General features: G+C 64.8%; 15 protein-coding genes. 11 read left to right on the forward strand and 4 right to left on the reverse strand.

Going from position 1 to position 18,966, the window contains the following annotated elements; translation table 11 throughout:
- Window positions 1–36: 36 nt before the first annotated feature.
- The 4 genes from prpC (at window position 37) to prpD (ending at window position 6,918) form a co-directional block, all read left to right on the forward strand.
- Window positions 37–1,164 (forward strand): 2-methylcitrate synthase, encoded by a 1,128-nt coding sequence (gene prpC / locus ABX298_RS19665; protein WP_075044544.1) that lies wholly within the window; start codon window positions 37–39, stop codon window positions 1,162–1,164.
- Window positions 1,165–1,355: 191 nt separating this feature from the next.
- The gene (gene acnD, locus ABX298_RS19670) at window positions 1,356–3,944 is read left to right on the forward strand and encodes a Fe/S-dependent 2-methylisocitrate dehydratase AcnD (protein ID WP_025338440.1); all 2,589 of its coding nucleotides are present in this window, start codon (window positions 1,356–1,358) and stop codon (window positions 3,942–3,944) included.
- Window positions 3,945–4,079: 135 nt separating this feature from the next.
- Entirely contained in the window at window positions 4,080–5,270 is a 1,191-nt protein-coding gene (prpF, locus tag ABX298_RS19675) for a 2-methylaconitate cis-trans isomerase PrpF (protein WP_367393508.1), read from the forward strand.
- A 163-nt stretch (window positions 5,271–5,433) separates the two neighbouring features.
- On the forward strand, window positions 5,434–6,918 hold the full coding sequence (gene prpD, locus ABX298_RS19680; protein WP_367393509.1) for a 2-methylcitrate dehydratase: 1,485 nt from the start codon (window positions 5,434–5,436) through the stop codon (window positions 6,916–6,918).
- Between the two features lie 176 nt (window positions 6,919–7,094).
- Here prpD and acnB read toward each other — a convergent pair whose 3' ends face one another.
- The gene (acnB, locus tag ABX298_RS19685; RefSeq protein ID WP_075044547.1) at window positions 7,095–9,704 is read right to left on the reverse strand and encodes a bifunctional aconitate hydratase 2/2-methylisocitrate dehydratase; all 2,610 of its coding nucleotides are present in this window, start codon (window positions 9,702–9,704) and stop codon (window positions 7,095–7,097) included.
- Window positions 9,705–10,110: 406 nt separating this feature from the next.
- On the opposite strand from acnB, the gene ABX298_RS19690 reads away from it, so the two are divergent.
- Together ABX298_RS19690 and ABX298_RS19695 are read left to right on the forward strand one after the other, a co-directional pair.
- Window positions 10,111–10,578: a DUF1289 domain-containing protein gene (locus tag ABX298_RS19690; RefSeq protein ID WP_161795747.1), complete on the forward strand. Its 468-nt coding sequence runs from the start codon at window positions 10,111–10,113 to the stop codon at window positions 10,576–10,578.
- A gap of 71 nt (window positions 10,579–10,649) precedes the next feature.
- A complete protein-coding gene (locus ABX298_RS19695) occupies window positions 10,650–11,918 on the forward strand; it encodes a hypothetical protein (protein WP_367393510.1) in 1,269 nt (422 codons plus the stop codon).
- A 41-nt stretch (window positions 11,919–11,959) separates the two neighbouring features.
- On the opposite strand, the gene queD is transcribed toward ABX298_RS19695, so the two are convergent.
- Complete coding sequence (queD, locus tag ABX298_RS19700) at window positions 11,960–12,316, reverse strand: 6-carboxytetrahydropterin synthase QueD (protein WP_025338446.1); 357 nt, start codon at window positions 12,314–12,316, stop codon at window positions 11,960–11,962.
- A 53-nt stretch (window positions 12,317–12,369) separates the two neighbouring features.
- Entirely contained in the window at window positions 12,370–13,449 is a 1,080-nt protein-coding gene (locus ABX298_RS19705; RefSeq protein WP_367393511.1) for a patatin-like phospholipase family protein, read from the reverse strand.
- Window positions 13,450–13,728: 279 nt separating this feature from the next.
- Here ABX298_RS19705 and ABX298_RS19710 point away from each other — a divergent pair, with 279 nt between their 5' ends.
- The 5 genes from ABX298_RS19710 (at window position 13,729) to ABX298_RS19730 (ending at window position 18,061) form a co-directional block, all read left to right on the forward strand.
- Window positions 13,729–14,040: a PepSY domain-containing protein gene (locus tag ABX298_RS19710; protein WP_025338449.1), complete on the forward strand. Its 312-nt coding sequence runs from the start codon at window positions 13,729–13,731 to the stop codon at window positions 14,038–14,040.
- Window positions 14,040–14,354, forward strand: coding sequence for a PepSY domain-containing protein (locus tag ABX298_RS19715; protein ID WP_025338450.1), 315 nt, complete (start codon window positions 14,040–14,042; stop codon window positions 14,352–14,354). The genes ABX298_RS19710 and ABX298_RS19715 overlap by 1 nt, the downstream gene beginning before the upstream one ends.
- Complete coding sequence (locus ABX298_RS19720; RefSeq protein WP_013971919.1) at window positions 14,355–15,023, forward strand: response regulator transcription factor; 669 nt, start codon at window positions 14,355–14,357, stop codon at window positions 15,021–15,023.
- Window positions 15,020–16,339: a sensor histidine kinase gene (locus ABX298_RS19725; protein ID WP_367393512.1), complete on the forward strand. Its 1,320-nt coding sequence runs from the start codon at window positions 15,020–15,022 to the stop codon at window positions 16,337–16,339. Before ABX298_RS19720 ends, ABX298_RS19725 begins: the two co-directional genes overlap by 4 nt.
- Before the next feature lie 567 nt (window positions 16,340–16,906).
- Complete coding sequence (locus tag ABX298_RS19730; protein ID WP_317409508.1) at window positions 16,907–18,061, forward strand: HPP family protein; 1,155 nt, start codon at window positions 16,907–16,909, stop codon at window positions 18,059–18,061.
- Here ABX298_RS19730 and ABX298_RS19735 read toward each other — a convergent pair.
- The gene (locus tag ABX298_RS19735; protein WP_025338453.1) at window positions 18,035–18,901 is read right to left on the reverse strand and encodes a LysR family transcriptional regulator; all 867 of its coding nucleotides are present in this window, start codon (window positions 18,899–18,901) and stop codon (window positions 18,035–18,037) included. The genes ABX298_RS19730 and ABX298_RS19735 overlap by 27 nt on opposite strands.
- Window positions 18,902–18,966: the final 65 nt, after the last annotated feature.

The following is an 18,966-nucleotide window of genomic DNA, read 5'->3' on the forward strand; positions in this document are numbered from 1 at the left end:
AAGAATCCATAACAAGTTCAAGAAAGGAGAAACACCATGGCCGAAGCAAAAGTACTCAGTGGCGCAGGCCTGCGCGGCCAGGTGGCCGGCCAGACCGCGCTGTCGACCGTGGGCCAGGCCGGTGCCGGGCTGACCTACCGTGGTTACGACGTGCGTGATCTGGCCGCGGGTGCCGAGTTCGAAGAAGTCGCCTACCTGCTGCTGTACGGCGAGCTGCCGAGCAAAGCCGAACTGGCCGACTACAAGCGCAAGCTCAAGGGCCTGCGTGACCTGCCGCAAGCCCTGAAGGAAGTGCTCGAGCGCATCCCGCGTGACGCCCACCCGATGGACGTGATGCGCACAGGTTGCTCGGTGCTGGGTACCCTGGAGCCCGAACTGACCTTCGAGGCCCAGCGTGACAAGACCGACCGCCTGCTGGCGCTGTTCCCGGCGGTGATGTGCTACTGGTACCGCTTCACCCACGACGGTGTGCGTATCGACTGCACCAGCGACGAAGACACCCTCGGTGGCCACTTCCTGCACCTGTTGCACGGCAAGAAGCCGAGCGAGCTGCACGTCAAGGTCATGAACGTGTCGCTGATCCTCTACGCCGAGCACGAGTTCAATGCCTCGACCTTCACCGCCCGCGTCTGTGCCTCGACCCTCTCCGACCTGTACTCCTGCGTAACCGCCGCCATCGGTTCGCTGCGCGGCCCGCTGCATGGCGGTGCCAACGAGGCGGCGATGGAGCTGATCGAGCGCTTCCAGAACCCGCAGGAAGCCACTGCCGAGCTGCTGCGCATGCTCGAGCGCAAGGACAAGATCATGGGCTTTGGCCATGCCATCTACAAAGAGTCCGACCCGCGCAACGAGGTGATCAAGGGCTGGTCGAAACAGCTCGCCGACGAAGTGGGTGACAAGGTGCTGTATCCGGTTTCCGAAGCCATCGACAAGACCATGTGGGAGCAGAAGCGCCTGTTCCCCAACGCCGACTTCTACCATGCCTCGGCGTACCACTTCATGGGCATCCCGACCAAGCTGTTCACCCCGATCTTCGTCTGCTCGCGCCTGACCGGCTGGGCGGCGCACGTCTTCGAACAGCGCGCCAACAACCGCATCATCCGCCCGAGCGCCGAGTATGTCGGCGTCGAGCAGCGCCAGTTCGTGCCGATCGAGCAGCGCTGACAGGCCGTACCTGTGGGGGCCTGTTCCGGCCTCATCGCCGGCAAGCCGGCTCCCACAGGGACTGCACCAGCCTCAGGAGCAGTGCAATACCTGTGGGAGCCGGCTTGCCGGCGATGAGGCCGGAACGGCTGACACAGGGCTGCAACCAGAAAGCTATCCACGACCGTACCGTGACCGAGCCTGATAACGATATGAACACTGCATTCCGCAAGCACCTGCCAGGCACCGACCTGGACTACTTCGATGCCCGCGCGGCGGTCGAGGCCATCAAGCCCGGCGCCTACGATGGCCTGCCTTACACCTCTCGCGTACTCGCCGAAAACCTGGTGCGCCGCTGCGACCCGGCTACCCTCGACGCCTCGCTGGGCCAGCTGATCGAGCGCAAGCGCGACCTCGACTTCCCGTGGTTCCCGGCCCGCGTGGTGTGCCACGACATTCTCGGCCAGACCGCACTGGTCGACCTCGCCGGCCTGCGTGACGCCATTGCCGACAAAGGCGGCGACCCGGCCCAGGTCAACCCTGTGGTGCCGGTGCAACTGATCGTCGACCACTCGCTGGCCGTCGAGTGCGGCGGTTTCGACCCGCAGGCCTTCGAAAAGAACCGCGCCATCGAAGACCGCCGCAACGAAGACCGCTTCCACTTCATCAACTGGACCAAGAAGGCGTTCAAGAACGTCGACGTGATCCAGCCGGGCAACGGCATCATGCACCAGATCAACCTGGAGAAGATGTCGCCGGTGATCCACAACGACCGTGGCGTGGCCTACCCGGACACCTGTGTTGGCACCGACAGCCACACCCCGCATGTCGACGCCCTGGGCGTGATCGCCATCGGCGTGGGTGGCCTGGAAGCCGAGAACGTGATGCTCGGCCGTGCCTCGTGGATGCGCCTGCCGGAAATCGTCGGCGTCGAGCTGACCGGCAAGCTGGCGCCGAACATCACCGCCACCGACCTGGTGCTGGCCCTGACCGAATTCCTGCGCAAGCAGAAAGTCGTCGGCGCCTACCTGGAGTTCCACGGCGAGGGTGCCCGTGCCCTGACCCTGGGCGACCGCGCCACCATCTCCAACATGGCCCCGGAATATGGCGCCACTGCGGCGATGTTCGCCATCGACCAGCAGACCATCGACTACCTGCGCCTGACCGGCCGCGAAGAGCAGCAGGTCAAGCTGGTGGAAACCTATGCCAAGGCCACCGGCCTGTGGGCCGACAGCCTGGGCGGCGCAGTCTACGAGCGCACCCTGAGCTTCGACCTGTCGAGCGTGGTGCGCAACATGGCCGGCCCGTCCAACCCGCATGCCCGCGTCGCCACCAGCGACCTGGCGGCCAAAGGCATCGCCGGCAGTTGGGAAGAAGTGCCAGGGCAGATGCCAGATGGCGCGGTGATCATTGCCGCCATCACCAGCTGCACCAACACCAGCAACCCGCGCAACGTGATTGCCGCAGGCCTGCTGGCGCGCAATGCCAACAAGCTGGGCCTGGCCCGCAAGCCGTGGGTCAAGTCGTCGCTGGCGCCTGGCTCCAAGGCCGTGCAGCTGTACCTGGAAGAGGCCGGGCTGGAGAAGGAGCTGGAACAGCTCGGCTTTGGCATCGTCGCCTTCGCCTGCACCACCTGCAACGGCATGTCCGGCGCCCTGGACCCGGTGATCCAGCAAGAAATCATCGACCGTGACCTGTACGCCACCGCCGTGCTGTCGGGCAACCGCAACTTCGACGGGCGCATCCACCCGTATGCCAAGCAGGCCTTCCTTGCCTCGCCGCCACTGGTGGTGGCCTACGCCATCGCCGGTACCATCCGCTTCGACATCGAGAAGGATGTGCTGGGCGTGGTCGATGGCAAGGAAATCCGCCTCAAGGACATCTGGCCCAGCGACGAAGAGATCGACGCCGTAGTGCGTGCCGCGGTCAAGCCGGAGCAGTTCCGCAAGGTGTACATCCCGATGTTCGCCATCGAGGAAGACCGTGGGCCGAAGGTGGCGCCGCTGTACGACTGGCGCCCGATGAGCACCTACATCCGCCGCCCGCCGTACTGGGAAGGTGCCTTGGCCGGTGAACGTACCCTGCGCGGCATGCGCCCGCTGGCAGTGCTGCCGGACAACATCACCACCGACCACCTGTCGCCGTCCAACGCCATCATGCTCGACAGCGCTGCCGGCGAGTACCTGGCGAAGATGGGCCTGCCGGAGGAGGACTTCAACTCCTACGCTACCCACCGTGGCGACCACCTGACCGCCCAGCGCGCTACCTTTGCCAACCCCAAGCTGTTCAACGAAATGGTGCGCAAGGAAGACGGCAGCGTGAAGCAGGGCTCGCTGGCGCGTATCGAGCCGGAAGGCAAGGTCACCCGCATGTGGGAGGCGATCGAGACCTACATGGATCGCAAGCAGCCGCTGATCATCGTCGCCGGTGCCGACTACGGCCAGGGTTCGTCCCGTGACTGGGCGGCCAAGGGTGTGCGCCTGGCCGGTGTCGAGGCGATCGTCGCCGAAGGCTTCGAGCGTATTCACCGTACCAACCTGGTGGGCATGGGCGTACTGCCGCTGGAGTTCAAGCCGGGCACCGACCGCAAGACCCTCGGCCTGGATGGCAGCGAGACCTATGACGTACTGGGCGCGCGTACGCCGCGGGCGACGCTGACCCTGGTGGTTACCCGCGCCAACGGCGAGCGCCTGGAGGTACCGGTGACCTGCCGTCTGGACACCGCCGAGGAAGTGTCGATCTACGAGGCCGGCGGGGTGCTGCAGCGCTTCGCCCAGGACTTCCTCGAAGCGACCGCCTAATCAAGAGAAGCGCGGTCCTCTGTGGGAGCGGGTTTACCCGCGAATGCGTCAGCAGATACAACATTGTTTTCTGATCGGACGCTTTCGCGGGTGAACCCGCTCCCACAGGGGGGCTGTGCAAGACAGGAATTGAACATGGCTCATGTACCGCAAGTAAAAATCCCCGCCACCTACATCCGTGGCGGCACCAGCAAAGGCGTGTTCTTCCGCCTGCAAGACCTGCCCGAGCAGGCGCAGATCCCCGGCCCTGCCCGTGATGCACTGCTGCTGCGGGTGATCGGCAGCCCCGACCCCTATGGCAAGCAGATCGACGGCATGGGCGGCGCCACTTCGAGCACCAGCAAGACCGTGATCCTGTCGCAAAGCATCAAGCCTGAACACGATGTCGACTACCTGTTCGGCCAGGTCAGCATCGACAAGGCCTTTGTCGACTGGAGCGGCAATTGCGGCAACCTCTCCGCCGCGGTCGGTTCGTTCGCCATCAGCAGTGGCCTGGTCGACCCGGCGCGCATTCCGCGCAACGGCATCGCCACCGTGCGCATCTGGCAGGCCAACATCGGCAAGACCATCATCGCCCATGTGCCGATCACCGAAGGTGAAGTGCAGGAAACCGGCGACTTCGAGCTGGACGGGGTGACCTTCCCGGCCGCCGAGGTGCAGCTTGAGTTCCTCGACCCGGCGGCCGACGAAGAGGGCGACGGCGGGGCGATGTTCCCCACCGGCAACCTGGTCGATGACCTCGAGGTGCCAGGTGTCGGTACGTTCAAGGCGACCCTGATCAATGCCGGCATCCCGACGATCTTCGTCAATGCGGCGGATATCGGCTACACCGGCACCGAACTGCAGGACGCCATCAACGGCGACCCGCAGGCGCTGCTGCGCTTCGAGACGATTCGCGCCTATGGCGCCGTGCGCATGGGCCTGATCGACAACGTCGACCAGGCTGCCGGGCGTCAGCACACGCCGAAAGTGGCTTTCGTCGCGCCGCCGAGCACCTACACTGCGTCCAGTGGCAAAGCGGTGCAGGCGGGTGATATCGACCTGCTGGTACGGGCCTTGTCGATGGGCAAGTTGCACCATGCAATGATGGGGACGGCCGCGGTGGCCATCGGCACCGCGGCGGCCATTCCGGGCACGCTGGTCAACCTCGCCGCAGGCGGGGGCGAGCGCAGCGCCGTGCGTTTCGGCCACCCCTCGGGCACCCTGCGGGTGGGGGCCGAGGCGCGCCAGGTGAATGGTGAATGGACAGTGACCAAGGCAATCATGAGCCGCAGTGCTCGCGTGCTGATGGAGGGCTGGGTTCGCGTGCCTGGCGATAGCTTCTAACGCACCACTGGCGCTCGGCTTCGAGAGAGGGCCGCTGTGCGGCCCATCGCCGGCAAGCCAGCTCCCACAGGGACTGCACAGGCCCCAAGATCTGTGCGATCCCTGTGGGAGCTGGCTTGTCGGCGATGGGCTGCACAGCAGCCCCAATTCACAGGAGCTGGATATGAGCGCCAACGTAGACCTCAACGCCCGCCCGGACTACGACCGGGTGCTGCAAACCCTCGCCGATTATGCCCTCACGTACCGGGTCGAATCCGCCGAAGCCCTGGACACCGCGCGCAACTGCCTGATGGATACCCTCGGCTGCGGCCTGCTGGCCCTGCGCTTCCCCGAATGCACCAAGCTGCTCGGCCCCCAGGTGGAAGGCACCCTGGTGCCCAATGGCGCCCGCGTGCCCGGCACCGCCTATCGCCTGGACCCGGTCAAGGCCGCTTGGGACATCGGCTGCACGGTGCGCTGGCTGGACTACAACGATACCTGGCTGGCCGCAGAGTGGGCCCACCCCTCGGACAACCTCGGCGGCATCCTGGCCGTTGCCGATCACCTGTCGCAGAAGCGCGTGGCCGCAGGTGAAACGCCACTATTGATGCGCGATGTGCTCGAAGCCATGGTCATGGCTCACGAGATTCAGGGCGTGCTGGCGCTGGAAAACGCCTTCAACCGCGTTGGCCTCGATCACGTGATTCTGGTCAAGGTGGCCTCCACCGCCGTGTGCGCCAGGCTGATGGGGGCCAGCCGTGAGCAGATGCTGAGCGCCTTGTCCCACGCCTTCGTCGACGGCCAGGCGCTGCGTACCTACCGCCATGCGCCCAACGCCGGTTCGCGCAAATCGTGGGCCGCCGGTGATGCTTCCAGCCGTGGTGTGCGCCTGGCCGATATTGCCCTGCGTGGCGAGATGGGCGTGCCGGGTGTACTCACTGCGCCGCAGTGGGGCTTCTACGATGTGCTGTTCAGTCACACCAACAAGGACCTTGCGCTCAAGCCGTCCGAGCAGCAAGAGCTGCGCGTGCCGCAAGCCCTGGGTAGCTACGTGATGGAAAACGTGCTGTTCAAGGTCAGTTTCCCTGCCGAGTTCCACGCCCAGACCGCCTGCGAGGCGGCGGTGACCTTGCATCCACTGGTCCGTAACCGCCTGCATGAAATCGACCGTATCGTCATTACCACCCAGGAGTCGGCGATCCGCATCATTTCCAAGAGCGGCCCGCTGGCCAATGCCGCCGACCGCGACCACTGCCTGCAGTACATGGTGGCGGTGCCGCTGATTTTCGGTCATCTGGTGGCCGAGCATTACGAAGACACCTTCCATGCCAACCACCCAAGCATCGACCGCCTGCGCGAGAAGATGGAGGTGGTGGAAGACCCGCGCTTCAGCCGTGAGTACCTGGAGCCGGACAAGCGTTCGATCGCCAACGCGCTGCAGGTGTTCTTCAAGGATGGCAGCAGTACCGAGCAGGTGGTGGTGGAATACCCGATCGGGCATCGCCGGCGGCGAGGGGAGGGCATACCGTTGCTGGAGGCCAAGTTCAGGGACAACCTGGCGACGCGCTTTGCGCGGCAGCGGTGTGGGGAGATCGTGGATGTGTGCAAGGACCAGCAGAAGCTGGAACAGATGGCGGTGCACAGGTTTGTCGACCTGTTCGTGATCTGAGGTTGCCTGTGCTGGCCTCTTCGCGGCTAAAGCCGCTCCCACAAGGTCCTGCGCAGCCCTCGACAACTGTGGGGTCCCTGTGGGAGCGGCTTTAGCCGCGAAGAGGCCGGTACAGGTTGAAACAAGAAAGCCCCGGCATTTCTGCCGGGGCTTTCCTTTACATCTTACAACTCAGCTTACGCCTGAACCACCGGGATCTTGGCGTTGGCTGCCGCTTCGCGGAACTCGGCGATCTGGTCGAAGCTCAGGTAGCGGTAAACGTCGGCAGCCATGCTGTCGATGTCCTTCGCGTACTGCATGTACTCTTCGACGGTCGGCAGCTTGCCGATGATCGAAGCGACAGCAGCCAGCTCGGCCGATGCCAGGTACACGTTGGTGGCGTCGCCCAGACGGTTCGGGAAGTTACGGGTCGAGGTGGAGACCACGGTCGAACCGGTCTGCACACGTGCCTGGTTACCCATGCACAGCGAGCAGCCTGGCATTTCCATGCGCGCGCCAGCCTTGCCGTAGATGCCGTAGTAGCCTTCTTCGGTCAGCTGGTGAGCGTCCATCTTGGTTGGCGGAGCCAGCCACAGACGGGTCGGGATACCGCCCTTGACCTTGTCCAGCAGCTTGCCGGCAGCGCGGAAGTGGCCGATGTTGGTCATGCACGAACCGATGAACACTTCGTCGATCTTCTCGCCCTGTACCGAAGACAGCAGGCGGGCATCGTCCGGGTCGTTCGGCGCGCAGAGCACAGGCTCTTTCACGTCGGCCAGGTCGATTTCGATGATTTCGGCGTATTCGGCATCGGCGTCGGCCGACAGCAGCTCAGGCTTGGCCAGCCAGGCTTCCATGGCCTGGGCGCGGCGCTCCAGGGTGCGGGCATCGCCGTAGCCTTCGCCGATCATCCAGCGCAGCAGGGTGATGTTGGACTGCAGGTACTCGGCGATGGCCTTTTCTGGCAGCTTGATGGTGCAACCGGCAGCGGAACGCTCGGCCGAGGCGTCGGACAGCTCGAAGGCTTGCTCGACGGTCAGATCGTTCAGGCCTTCGATCTCGAGGATGCGGCCGGAGAAGGCGTTTTTCTTGCCTTTCTTCTCGACGGTCAGCAGGCCCTTCTGGATGGCGTAGTAAGGGATGGCGTGGACCAGGTCACGCAGGGTGATGCCTGGCTGCAGTTTGCCCTTGAAGCGCACCAGGATCGACTCTGGCATGTCCAGCGGCATGACGCCGGTGGCGGCGGCGAAGGCCACCAGGCCGGAACCTGCCGGGAACGAGATGCCGATCGGGAAGCGGGTGTGCGAGTCGCCACCGGTACCCACGGTGTCAGGCATCAGCATGCGGTTCAGCCAGCTGTGGATGATGCCGTCGCCCGGGCGCAGCGACACGCCGCCACGGGTGCGGATGAAGTCTGGCAGGGTGTGGTGGGTGGTGACGTCGATCGGCTTCGGATAGGCCGCGGTGTGGCAGAACGACTGCATCACCAGGTCAGCGGAGAAGCCCAGGCACGCCAGGTCTTTCAGCTCGTCGCGGGTCATCGGGCCAGTGGTGTCCTGGGAACCGACGGTGGTCATCTTCGGCTCGCAGTAGGCACCTGGGCGCACGCCCTGGCCTTCTGGCAGGCCGCAGGCACGGCCGACCATTTTCTGTGCCAGGGTGAAGCCCTTGCCCGAATCGGCAGGCTGCTCCGGCTTCTTGAACAGGTCGGAAGCACCCAGGCCCAGTTCGGCACGGGCTTTTTCGGTCAGGCCACGGCCGACGATCAGCGGGATACGGCCGCCAGCGCGGACTTCATCCAGCAGCACTTCGGTTTTCAGCTCGAAGTTGGTGACCAGTTCGTCGCTGCCGTGACGGCGCACTTCGCCCTTGAACGGGTAAACGTCGATGACGTCGCCCATGGCCAGGTTGGTGCAGTCGAATTCGATCGGCAGGGCGCCGGCGTCTTCCATGGTGTTGTAGAAGATCGGGGCAATCTTGGTGCCGAAGCAGAAGCCACCGGCGCGCTTGTTCGGCACGTACGGAATGTCGTCGCCGAAGAACCACAGCACCGAGTTGGTGGCGGATTTACGCGAGGAACCGGTACCGACCACGTCACCGACGTAGGCAACCGGGAAGCCCTTGGCCTTGACGGCTTCGATCTGGGCCAGCGGGCCGACCGAACCAGGCTGCTGCGGCTCGATGCCGTCGCGGGCCATTTTCAGCATGGCCAGGGCGTGCAGCGGGATGTCAGGGCGCGACCAGGCGTCCGGGGCAGGGGACAGGTCGTCGGTGTTGGTTTCGCCAGGCACCTTGAACACGGTCAGGGTGTACTTGTCGGCGATGGCCGGGCGCGAGGTGAACCACTCGCCGGCAGCCCAGGATTCCAGCACGGCCTTGGCGTGAACGTTGCCGGCCTTGGCTTTTTCGGCCACGTCGTGGAAGGCATCGAACATCAGCAGGGTGTGCTTGAGCTGTTCGGCCGCGACGGCGCCCAGTTCGGCGTCATCCAGCAGTGCGACCAGCGTTTCGATGTTGTAGCCGCCCTGCATGGTGCCCAGCAGTTCGGTGGCGTGCTTGCGGTCGATCAGAGGCGACTTGGCTTCGCCCTTGGCGACGGCGGAGAGGAAAGCGGCCTTGACGTAGGCAGCTTCGTCGACCCCTGGCGGTACGCGGTTGGTGATCAGGTCTACGAGGAAGGCTTCTTCGCCGGCCGGCGGGTTTTTCAGCAGCTCGACCAGGCCTGCAGTTTGTTCGGCGTTCAGCGGCTGGGGCACGATACCCAGGGCGGCACGCTCTTCGATGTGTTTGCGGTAGGCTTCAAGCACAGTTATTTCCCTCATCAGTGGTCCCTAAAGGGGGTCCGGGACGCTCATCCAGCATTCAATGCACCCATGCGCTGCCACGGCTTTGTGGGCCGCCCAGCCAGAGTCGCAAAGAATCCTTACAGAAGCTGCTTTCAAAGTTTTACGCCTGCAGAACGGGGAGCTGATGAGGGCTGGCACGGGCATGCGAGGGATGCATGGCCCGGGCCAACGCCGTTCTACCGGATGAACTGTGCTCGTGACGCTTTGAAAACAGCTTCCAACGGACATTGTTGCCTTTGAAAAGGCGGGATGATTCTACGGCAAAAAAAGCTCGAACGTAAGGCGGCGAAGATGACTTTAACGAGTGACCCTGGTTAGACAAAGGGCTAACATGAGCCCGTGTTCCACCGCCAAGCTGTTGTTTTTCATGTCCAACAAGTCCATCAAGACCCCTTGCGTCGGCCTGTGCTCCACGGTTTACGGAGACACGGTTTGCCGTGGCTGCAAGCGGTTCCACCACGAAGTGATCAACTGGAACGGCTACGACGATGCGCAGAAGCGCGCCGTGTGGCTGCGCCTGGAGCAGCTGCTGGTGCAGGTGATGATGGCCAAGCTGGAGGTGTTCGACAAAGGCCTGCTGCGCCAGCAACTGGAGCAGCGTTCCATCCGCTTTGTCGAGCAGCAGTCGGAATATTGCTGGGCATACCAGCTGATTGCCCGCGGGGCGCGGATGATCCGCGACCTGGAAGCCTACGGCATGGTGCTGCTGCCGGAATTCCGCGACTGGGAGCTGCCGCAGTTGCGCGACGCCATCGACCGTGAGTTCTTCCTGCTGTCCGAGGCGCATTACCAGCGCTACATCGCCCCGGCGTTCCTGCAACAGGCTTTGGAGTAGGCTGTTTCCCGCTGATTTCGGGCGGCATCGCTCGCGTAGTGTCCGGCGTTTTCCATGTACAGGAAGCGCCCATGAGCGACTATGTCTACCACCCGGAATTTTCCTTTTTGGCTCGCTGCTGGTGGCAGCTGGGCGATGAGCTCCTGCATCCCGATCAGTGGGACGCTTCGACCGCCAGGCTTGCCCCCATGTGGCTGCATTATGGCGGGGCCGGGTTTCACAATGACCACTGGTACCGGTATCTGCGGGCCGATCCCGAAGGCACCGGGCCATTGCGGCTGGAGCCATGGAGCTACACCTTGCCCAGTCATGTGTATGGCGAGCTGTTCTGGTTCGGAGCCTATGTCAGCGGTACGGACCGGACCGGGGCGACGCTGCGCTATGAAATGCGGCCTTATGACCGAAACTGGAAACCGCTGAACCGGATTGTCTACAGTAAGCCGGGGGCGCTGTCAGGCTTTGCAGGCTATGCGGGCGTGAAGGACCAGACCGAGGCGGGGGCCGGGCGTCAGCATCTGGCCGACCCGCAGCACCTGTGGAACCTTTCGGGTATCAACCACAAGGATATCAAGCGCGGGGCGCGGTTATGCAATGTCGTTCTGGTCGACGCCGCCGGGCAACGGGCCAGGCGCATCGCCAACCGGGAGGCGTGGCTGATAAACACGCTGACTGGCGAGCCAGGCCTGATAGCCCTCGAAGTGCTGGACTACGCCCATGAAGCGCGTGATGTCGCCTGGGGCACGGGCCTGCAGCGGGCGGGCAGCAGTCATGTGTTCAAGGCAGAGCACAGTTTCATCGCCAGTTTGTGCTGGCGGTCCGACGAGACGCCAGCCGACCCTGCCGGCTCCCCGGACGGCGTGCAGGGCTTGGTGGCAGCTCGCTTTGACGAAGGCTGGGAGTGGAACCCACGGGCAAGGTTGAGTGTGGAGCAGACCGATTCGTTGGGCACGCGCTGGCGCGACGATGAAACCCGACCGGCATGCGAGCGTTTCTGGTTTGCCGCTTACCTCGATAACGGGGTGTATGCGTATGAGATCTGGCCGCTCGACGCGCGTGGTCGGCGCCTGAACTTCACCCTGCGCAAACAGAAGGGCTGGACCATGAGCCTGGCGCAGCGCTGGCAATCGGTTCGTGCGCAGGCGGATTTTCTCTGGCATCTGGACGGGTTGGACCCGGCTGCCTTGCAGGTGGGGGCAACAGTGGCCAACGTGAAACTCAGGCACAGCAGTGGCCGAGTCGTGAAGCTGGCAGATCGCAGCGAACGCAGGCTGGGTACGGAGGCGCTGGGTGAGGAAGGTTCCCTGACTGTGCAGGTGCTGGAAACCTCGGCCAGGTTCTAGGATGGGGCGCAAGGGCGCTGCTACAGCGCCCTTGCCGGGGTTCAGTCGCCGCTGTACTCGCAGCCGCTGGTGCAGGTCTCGTGGATGCGGACCTTCGACAGTTCCGGCAGCAGCGGCTTGACCTGGTCCCAGATCCACTTGGCGATCACTTCGCTGGTGGGGTTTTCCAGGCCCGGGATGTCGTTCAGGTAGTTATGGTCCAGTTGCTCGTAGATCGGCTTGAAGATCGCCTTGATCTCGGCGAAATCGCGGATCCAGCCGGTGTGCGGGTCGAGCGGGCCGGTCAGGTGCAGGCCGACCTTGAACGAGTGGCCGTGCAGGCGACCGCATTTGTGCCCGGCAGGGACGTGCGGCAGGCGGTGGGCCGACTCGAATGTAAATTCTTTAAAAATTTCCACGCTGTCATAACTCTGTGTGAATCAAGAATGCGCGCAGTCTACCAGCATGGCCGCTACAAGGCTTGCAGGCGTTCATGCAACCGCCCGGTGGCAATCAGCTCCAGCAGCTCGTCGCCCAGCCGCTGGCTCTCGGCAATGGCCTTGTACCAGTAGCGCTTGCGGCCAGGCGCATCGCCCATGAAACGCTTGAAGTCGTTGCGGTCGGGCAGCTTGCCGTAGGGCAGCGCCGCCAGGTACTGCGGCGATGGCGTCATCAGCACCACGTTCTGCAGGCGGGTGGCATCGCCCTTGCGCCAGGGCAGGGCCTTGTCGAACCAGCCGGGTACGATCTTGTCGGTGAAGTGCGGGTACAGCACCAGGTCGTCGCCGCGGTAGGGCAGGTCGAGGTGGTAGTCCAGCAGGCCGCCGTCGCGGTAGGTGCCTGCACCTGCGCCTGGGATGTCTTTCACACCTTCCATGACCATGGGGATGGACCCTGAGGCGAGCAAGGCATGGCGCAGGTTGGCCTGGTCCAGCGGCAGGCAGCGCGAGGGGAAGTCGGTCAGTGCGTCGAGCGGCGGCGTGGCGCGGCCGTCGTGCAGGATGATGCGCTCGAAGTGCCGGGCCAGGCGCGAACGGCCGAGCAGGTTGCTGGCGATCACCGAACCCAGGCCGAGGCCCAGGCGGCCGCGATGGTCGTGGGCGAGCTGGCCATGGCTCTTCACTACCAGGATGTTCAGGCGATAGTGCGGGTTGGCCAGCAGTTGGCCGTCGCGGCCTTGCAGCAGGTTGTCGAGCATGTGTTGGCAGCTGCGGCTGATTTCGGCCGGGGTGACGCCCTTGGCGAAATCCTGCTCGGTGTACAGTTCGCCCAGGCGACGGATGCCTGCGACCGGGTCGTCGAGGCAGGCACTGGCGAAGCGCCAGGCGCCGATCGAGGCGCCGATCAGCGCACGTTGGCGTGGTGCCGACGGAAGCCACTCACCGAACAGCGCCAGGTCCAGGCCCTGGATGCCCAGCGGCTTCGGCCCGCCAGCCGCACCCGGCAGCACACCGACATCGGCCGCCTGCAGGCCGCGCTCGCGGACCTGCCGCAGGGCACGTTGGCCGGCCTTGAAGGTGAGGGCGGGGTACTTGATGTGAATGGCGCTCATGGCGGGTCTCTTGGGCAGCAGGCGGTCATTATAAGGCTTCATGCGAATACCCTGTGGGAGCGGGCGCGCCCGCGAATGGCCCAGCGCGGTGTATGGCACCGGCTGCGCCGGTGTTCGCGGGCAAGCCCGCTCCCACAGGGACCGCGCAGGATTCAGTGATGGCGTGAAAGCAGCCTGACCTGCGCTATCATGGCGCCAGTTGTTTTCAGGTTGAATTAAGGACCGGTGGTTAATCTTAACCCCGTAGACAACTTGCACAGTTCTCAGGAGAGAAGAACGATGAAACACATGACTGCCCTGTTCACCGTAGCCGCCGCCCTTGCCCTGGGCGCCCATTCCGCCATCGCCAAGGATGTGCAGCCCGACGAAGTGGTCAAGCTGGTCAATGCCAAGACCGTCAAGTCGCTGGACGAACTCAAGGCCGCCGCCGTGGCCAAGCACCCGGGTGCCACCGTCACCGACTCCGAGCTTGAAGACGAGTACGGCCGCTACATCTACAAGGTCGAGTTGCGCGACACGCAGAACGTCGAATGGGACGTGGCGCTGGACGCCAAGACCGGTGAAGTGCTGAAGGACGAGCGGGACAACTGATGACCCACCTACTGCGGCCGGCGCGCTACCTCGCGCTGGCCCTGCTGGCCGTGTGTTCCCTGGCCGTTGCCCGCGACCTGGACCAGGACGAAGCCCTGGAGCTGCGCCAGAAGGGCATCATCCTGCCACTCGAGCATCTGCTGGAAACCGCCCTGGGGCGTCACCCCGGGGCGCGCCTGCTGGAGGCCGAGCTGGAAGAAGACGACAATCGCTACGAATACGAAGTCGAGTTGCTGACGGCTGAAGGCGTGGTGCGCGAGATCAAGCTCGACGCCAGCAGCGGTGCCCTGCTCAAAGACGAGGAAGACGACTGAATGCGCCTGTTGCTTGTCGAGGACAATGTACCGCTGGCCGATGAACTGACCGCCGGCCTGCAGCGCCAGGGCTACGCCGTGGACTGGCTGGCCGACGGCCGCGACGCGGTGTACCAGGGCCAGAGCGAACCCTACGATTTGATCATCCTGGACCTTGGCCTGCCGGGCCTGCCGGGCCTCGAGGTGCTGGCCCAGTGGCGTGCCGCCGGCCTGGCCACGCCGGTGTTGATCCTTACTGCCCGTGGCTCGTGGGCCGAGCGTATCGAAGGGCTGAAGGCCGGGGCCGATGACTACCTGAGCAAACCCTTCCACCCCGAAGAACTGCAGCTACGCATCCAGGCGCTGTTGCGCCGTGCCCGTGGCCTGGCCAACCAGCCGACGCTGGAAGCGGCCGGCCTGCACCTGGACGAAAGCCGGCAGTGCGTGAACCGTGACGGCGTGGATATCCAGCTGACCGCCGCCGAGTTCCGCCTGCTGCGCTACTTCATGCTGCATCCGCAGCAGATCCTGTCCAAGAGCCACTTGGCCGAGCACCTCTACGACGGTGAAACCGAGCGCGACTCCAACGTACTGGAAGTGCACGTCAACCACTTGCGGCGCAAGCTGGGCCGCAGCGTCATCGAGACCCGCCGCGGGCAGGGCTACATCTACGCCGGGAGCGCCGCGTGAAGTCGATCCAGGCGCGCCTGAGCCTGGGCCTGGTGGCGGTGCTGGTGGTGGTCGGCCTGGTGCTGGCGCAGCTGACCCTGTGGCTGTTCGAAGTCGGCCTGCAGCGCTACCTGGAGAACGGCCTGCGCAAGGAAAGCGAAAACCTGCTGGTGGCCCTGGTGCGCGGGCCTTCGGGCCTGCAGCTGGATGAGCGGCGTATCTCGGCTGCCTACCAGCGGCCGTTTTCCGGCTATTACTTCCGCATCGATTTCGATAAAGGCACCTGGCGTTCCCGTTCGCTGTGGGATCTGGACATGCCCAAGCCCGCCGCGCCGGGCCTTTCCGACAGCCACGAACTCGGCCCGGAAGGCCAGCAACTGCTTGCCCTGCGTGCCGACTACCGGCGCCTGGGCCAGGACATCTCGATCAGCGTGGCACAGGATTATTCGCCGGTACGCGAAGGTTTCCGGCGCCTGCAGCAGATCGGCCTGGGCATGGGCCTGGTGGCGCTGATCCTGGTGCTGGTGTTGCAGCGCATCACCGTGACCCGCTCGCTGCGGCCACTGGAGCGGGCCCGCCAGCAGATCGCCCAGTTGCAGCAGGGCCAGCGCTCGCAGCTGGATGCCGAAGTGCCCAGCGAACTGGCGCCGCTGGTGGGGCAGATCAACCACCTGCTGAGCCATACCGAAGACAGCCTGCGCCGTTCGCGCAATGCCCTGGGCAACCTGGGCCATGCACTGAAGACGCCGCTGGCAGTACTGCTGAGCCTGGCCTCCAGCGAGCGCCTGAAGGACCTGCCGGATGTTCGCGCGCAGATGCGCGAGCAGCTGGAGCAGATTCAGCAGCGCCTGGCGCGTGAGCTGAACCGTGCGCGCCTGGCCGGGGATGCGCTGCCTGGCGCGCAGTTCGACTGCGACGTCGAGCTGCCGGGGTTGCTGGGGACGCTGAGCATGATCCATGGCGAGGGCCTGCTGCTGGCCAGGGATGTGCCGCCCGGGCTGCTGCTGCCTTGGGACCGCGAGGACTTCCTGGAGCTGCTCGGCAACCTGCTGGACAACGCCTGCAAGTGGGCCGACGGCGAGGTGCGGCTGGGTATCGCGCCGAATGCCGAGGGCTACCAGGTGTGGGTCGATGATGATGGCCCCGGTATTCCCGAGGGCCAGCGGCAGCAGGTACTGGAGCGCGGTTCGCGGCTGGACGAGCAGGTAGACGGGCACGGGCTGGGGTTGGGCATCGTGCGCGATATCGTCGAGGCCTGGGGCGGGCGCCTGGCGCTGCTGGATAGCCCGTTGGGCGGCTTGCGGGTGAGCATCGACTTGCCGCGCAAGGCTCGGTAATGCCGGGGCCGCTTTGCGGCCCATCGCCGGCAAGCCAGCTCCCACAGGTACAGCGTTGCTCTCAAGGTTGTCGCTGTACCTGTGGGAGCGGCCTTGTGTCGCGAAAGGGCCGCAAAGCGGCCCCAGGATTGATGCGCAACAGTTGAAATTGCTGGGGCTGCTTTGCAGCCCTTTCGCGACACAAGGCCGCTCCCACAGGGATCGCGCCAACTTTTAGAATTTGAGCAAGACAGTTGCTCCCACGCCGCTCGCATCGACCTCAAGCCATGTGCAGGACCCTGTGGGAGCTGGCTTGCCGGCGATGGGCTGCAAAGCAGCCCCATTGTGGGAGCCGACAAGCATGACCCCATGGGCCATATCACCACTGCAAAAAAATTGCAGTACAGCCGCATTTTTTTGAATTAGCCCAATCTCACCCCACCCGGCAAAATTCCCCTACGAAACCCTGCGGTTTCCATCTCTCCACGGACGGAGCCCCTTGTGCTATTGCAACCGCAATACGAGGCCCAGGCCACCTCGGCTGGGCTTTCTTTTTAACCAGAAAAACTACAGATTCCGATTACCTACATGTCTGCCTCGCGTTCCGAAAGTCGTCTGCAGCGGCTGTTGCCAGCGCCCCTGAATATTCCCCCCAAAGAATGGTTGCGTGCCGGTATCGGCGCGTTGCTCGGCCTGTTCCTCGCCGGCTGGCTGACCAGCATGGCCTATGGCCCCAGCATTGCCTTGCACCTGCTCGGCCCGCTGGCGGCTTCGGCCGTGCTGGTGTTCGCCGTGCACTCGGGCCCGTTGGCCCAGCCCTGGCCGGTGCTGGGCAGCTACGCCCTGGCCGGCGCGGTCGGCCTGGCCATGCGCCAGGGCTTCGGCCCGGAGCTGTGGGTGGCCGCTGCCGCCCTGGGTACCTCGATCCTGGTGATGTGCCTGCTGCGCTGCCTGCACCCACCGGGTGGCGGGGTGGCGGTGAGCGCGGTGCTGGCCGACCCGGGGCTGACCGCCATGGGCGACCACCTGCTGGAGCCGGTGCTGCTCAACGCGTTGATCCTGGTAGCGGTGGCGATCCTCTACAACCGCATCACCGGCGTGCGCTACCCGAAAGGCGCGGTGCCGCGCAAGGACCTGCACCACACCCATGACCCGCTGCCCAGCGAGCGAGTCGGCATCCGTGGAGAAGACCTGGACCAGGCCCTGGAAGAACTGGGCGAGTTCGTCGACGTCACCCGTGACGAACTGGAACGCATCATCCTGGCCACCGAGCAACACGCCCTGCAGCGCAGCCTTGGCGGCATCACCGCAGCCTCGGTGATGTCCCGCGACGTGCAGTTCGCCACGCCCGACACCACTCTGGAGCAGGCCTGGAAAATGCTGGCCAGCCACCACCTGAAAACCCTGCCGGTGCTGCAGCAGGGCAAACTGGTGGGAATCGTCAGCCTCAGCGACCTGGTCGGCCCGGCCATGCAGCGTGGTCGCTTCAGTTGGCGCGGGTTGTTCGGCCGCAAGGCGGTGCGCATGGAGCAGGTGATGAGCCGCCGGGTAATCAGCGTCAGCAGCCAGCACCCGCTGGAGCGCTTGCTGCCATTGCTGTGCGAACAGGGCCTGCATTGCCTGCCGGTGCTCGATGCCGACCAGTTGGTGGGGGTGATTACCCAGACCGACCTGATCGCCGGCCTCAAGCGCCAGCTGCTCAGCAAGGCCGAGGTTTCAGATAACCGGGTCCCAGCGTTGTGACCAGTCGCTGGCGCCGGCGGCTACCAGCCGGCGCAGGATGGCGAAGGCCTGTTGCAGGGCTTCGCTGTCGCGCTTGCGCGGGTACACCAGGAAGGTCGGGTAGGTGAATTCCGGCGCCTGCGGTACCCGCTCGAACACGCCGCTGTCCAGATAGGCCTGCACCACCCGCGTGCGGAAGTAGCCACTGCCGCCCTGGTCGAGTATGAACTGCAAGGCCAGCGGGCCCAGGTTGAAGCTCAGCGCCGGGCGCGCGCAGTCGGGCAGGGCGGCATCGTGCTGGCGACGGAAGGCTTCGCCCCAGTCGATATAGATGTACGGGTCCGGTTGGGCGACCCGGCGCACACGGATCAGCTTTTCCTCCATCAACTGCTCCACCTGCAGGCCCGGGCCGTAGGTCGGCTGGTAGACCAACGCGGCATCCAGCAGGCCCATCTCGACCTTGCGCAGCAGCGATTCGCCGTCGCTCACCTCGCTGCGGATGGCATGGCTGGGCAGCTCGCGGTGCAGGGCACTGACCCAGTCGAGCAGCATCGGGTTGCCCAAGCTCACCTCACCGCCCACGTGCAGCACTTGCTGGCAGCCTTCGGGCAGCGGCAGGTCGCGGCGCGCCGCTTCCCAGGTTTGCACCATCTGGTTGGCATAACTGACGAATGCCTCGCCGTCGCTGGTCAGGCTGGCGCCGTTGCGGCTGCGCACGAACAGCTGGCAGCCCAGTTGCTGCTCCAGGCGCTGCACCCGCGCGGTGATCGCCGTCTGTGACACGAACAGGCGTTCGGCGGCGGCGACCAGGCTGCCGCAACGCACGATTTCCAGAAAGGTACGGGCCTGATCGATGTCCATGAGCTGCTCGGTGGCTGAAGGGGTGGCCTATTCTAGAGGCTTTGCACCGTTATGGGGCGTTTTTG

It is taken from the genome of Pseudomonas sp. X4, assembly GCF_040784925.1.
Taxonomy (GTDB): Bacteria; Pseudomonadota; Gammaproteobacteria; order Pseudomonadales; family Pseudomonadaceae; genus Aquipseudomonas; species Aquipseudomonas putida_Z.

Bases quoted from the DNA above. Each gene is read 5' to 3' on its own strand.
- ABX298_RS19715 (WP_025338450.1), top strand. From the start codon at position 14,040: ATGACCCACCTACTGCGGCCGGCGCGCTACCTCGCGCTGGCCCTGCTG.
- ABX298_RS19695 (WP_367393510.1), top strand. From the start codon at position 10,650: ATGAGCGACTATGTCTACCACCCGGAATTTTCCTTTTTGGCTCGCTGC.
- ABX298_RS19690 (WP_161795747.1), top strand. From the start codon at position 10,111: ATGTCCAACAAGTCCATCAAGACCCCTTGCGTCGGCCTGTGCTCCACG.
- prpC (WP_075044544.1), top strand. From the start codon at position 37: ATGGCCGAAGCAAAAGTACTCAGTGGCGCAGGCCTGCGCGGCCAGGTG.
- ABX298_RS19705 (WP_367393511.1), bottom strand. From the start codon at position 13,449: ATGAGCGCCATTCACATCAAGTACCCCGCCCTCACCTTCAAGGCCGGC.
- ABX298_RS19720 (WP_013971919.1), top strand. From the start codon at position 14,355: ATGCGCCTGTTGCTTGTCGAGGACAATGTACCGCTGGCCGATGAACTG.
- ABX298_RS19730 (WP_317409508.1), top strand. From the start codon at position 16,907: ATGTCTGCCTCGCGTTCCGAAAGTCGTCTGCAGCGGCTGTTGCCAGCG.
- prpF (WP_367393508.1), top strand. From the start codon at position 4,080: ATGGCTCATGTACCGCAAGTAAAAATCCCCGCCACCTACATCCGTGGC.
- acnD (WP_025338440.1), top strand. From the start codon at position 1,356: ATGAACACTGCATTCCGCAAGCACCTGCCAGGCACCGACCTGGACTAC.
- ABX298_RS19710 (WP_025338449.1), top strand. From the start codon at position 13,729: ATGAAACACATGACTGCCCTGTTCACCGTAGCCGCCGCCCTTGCCCTG.
- prpD (WP_367393509.1), top strand. From the start codon at position 5,434: ATGAGCGCCAACGTAGACCTCAACGCCCGCCCGGACTACGACCGGGTG.
- ABX298_RS19735 (WP_025338453.1), bottom strand. From the start codon at position 18,901: ATGGACATCGATCAGGCCCGTACCTTTCTGGAAATCGTGCGTTGCGGC.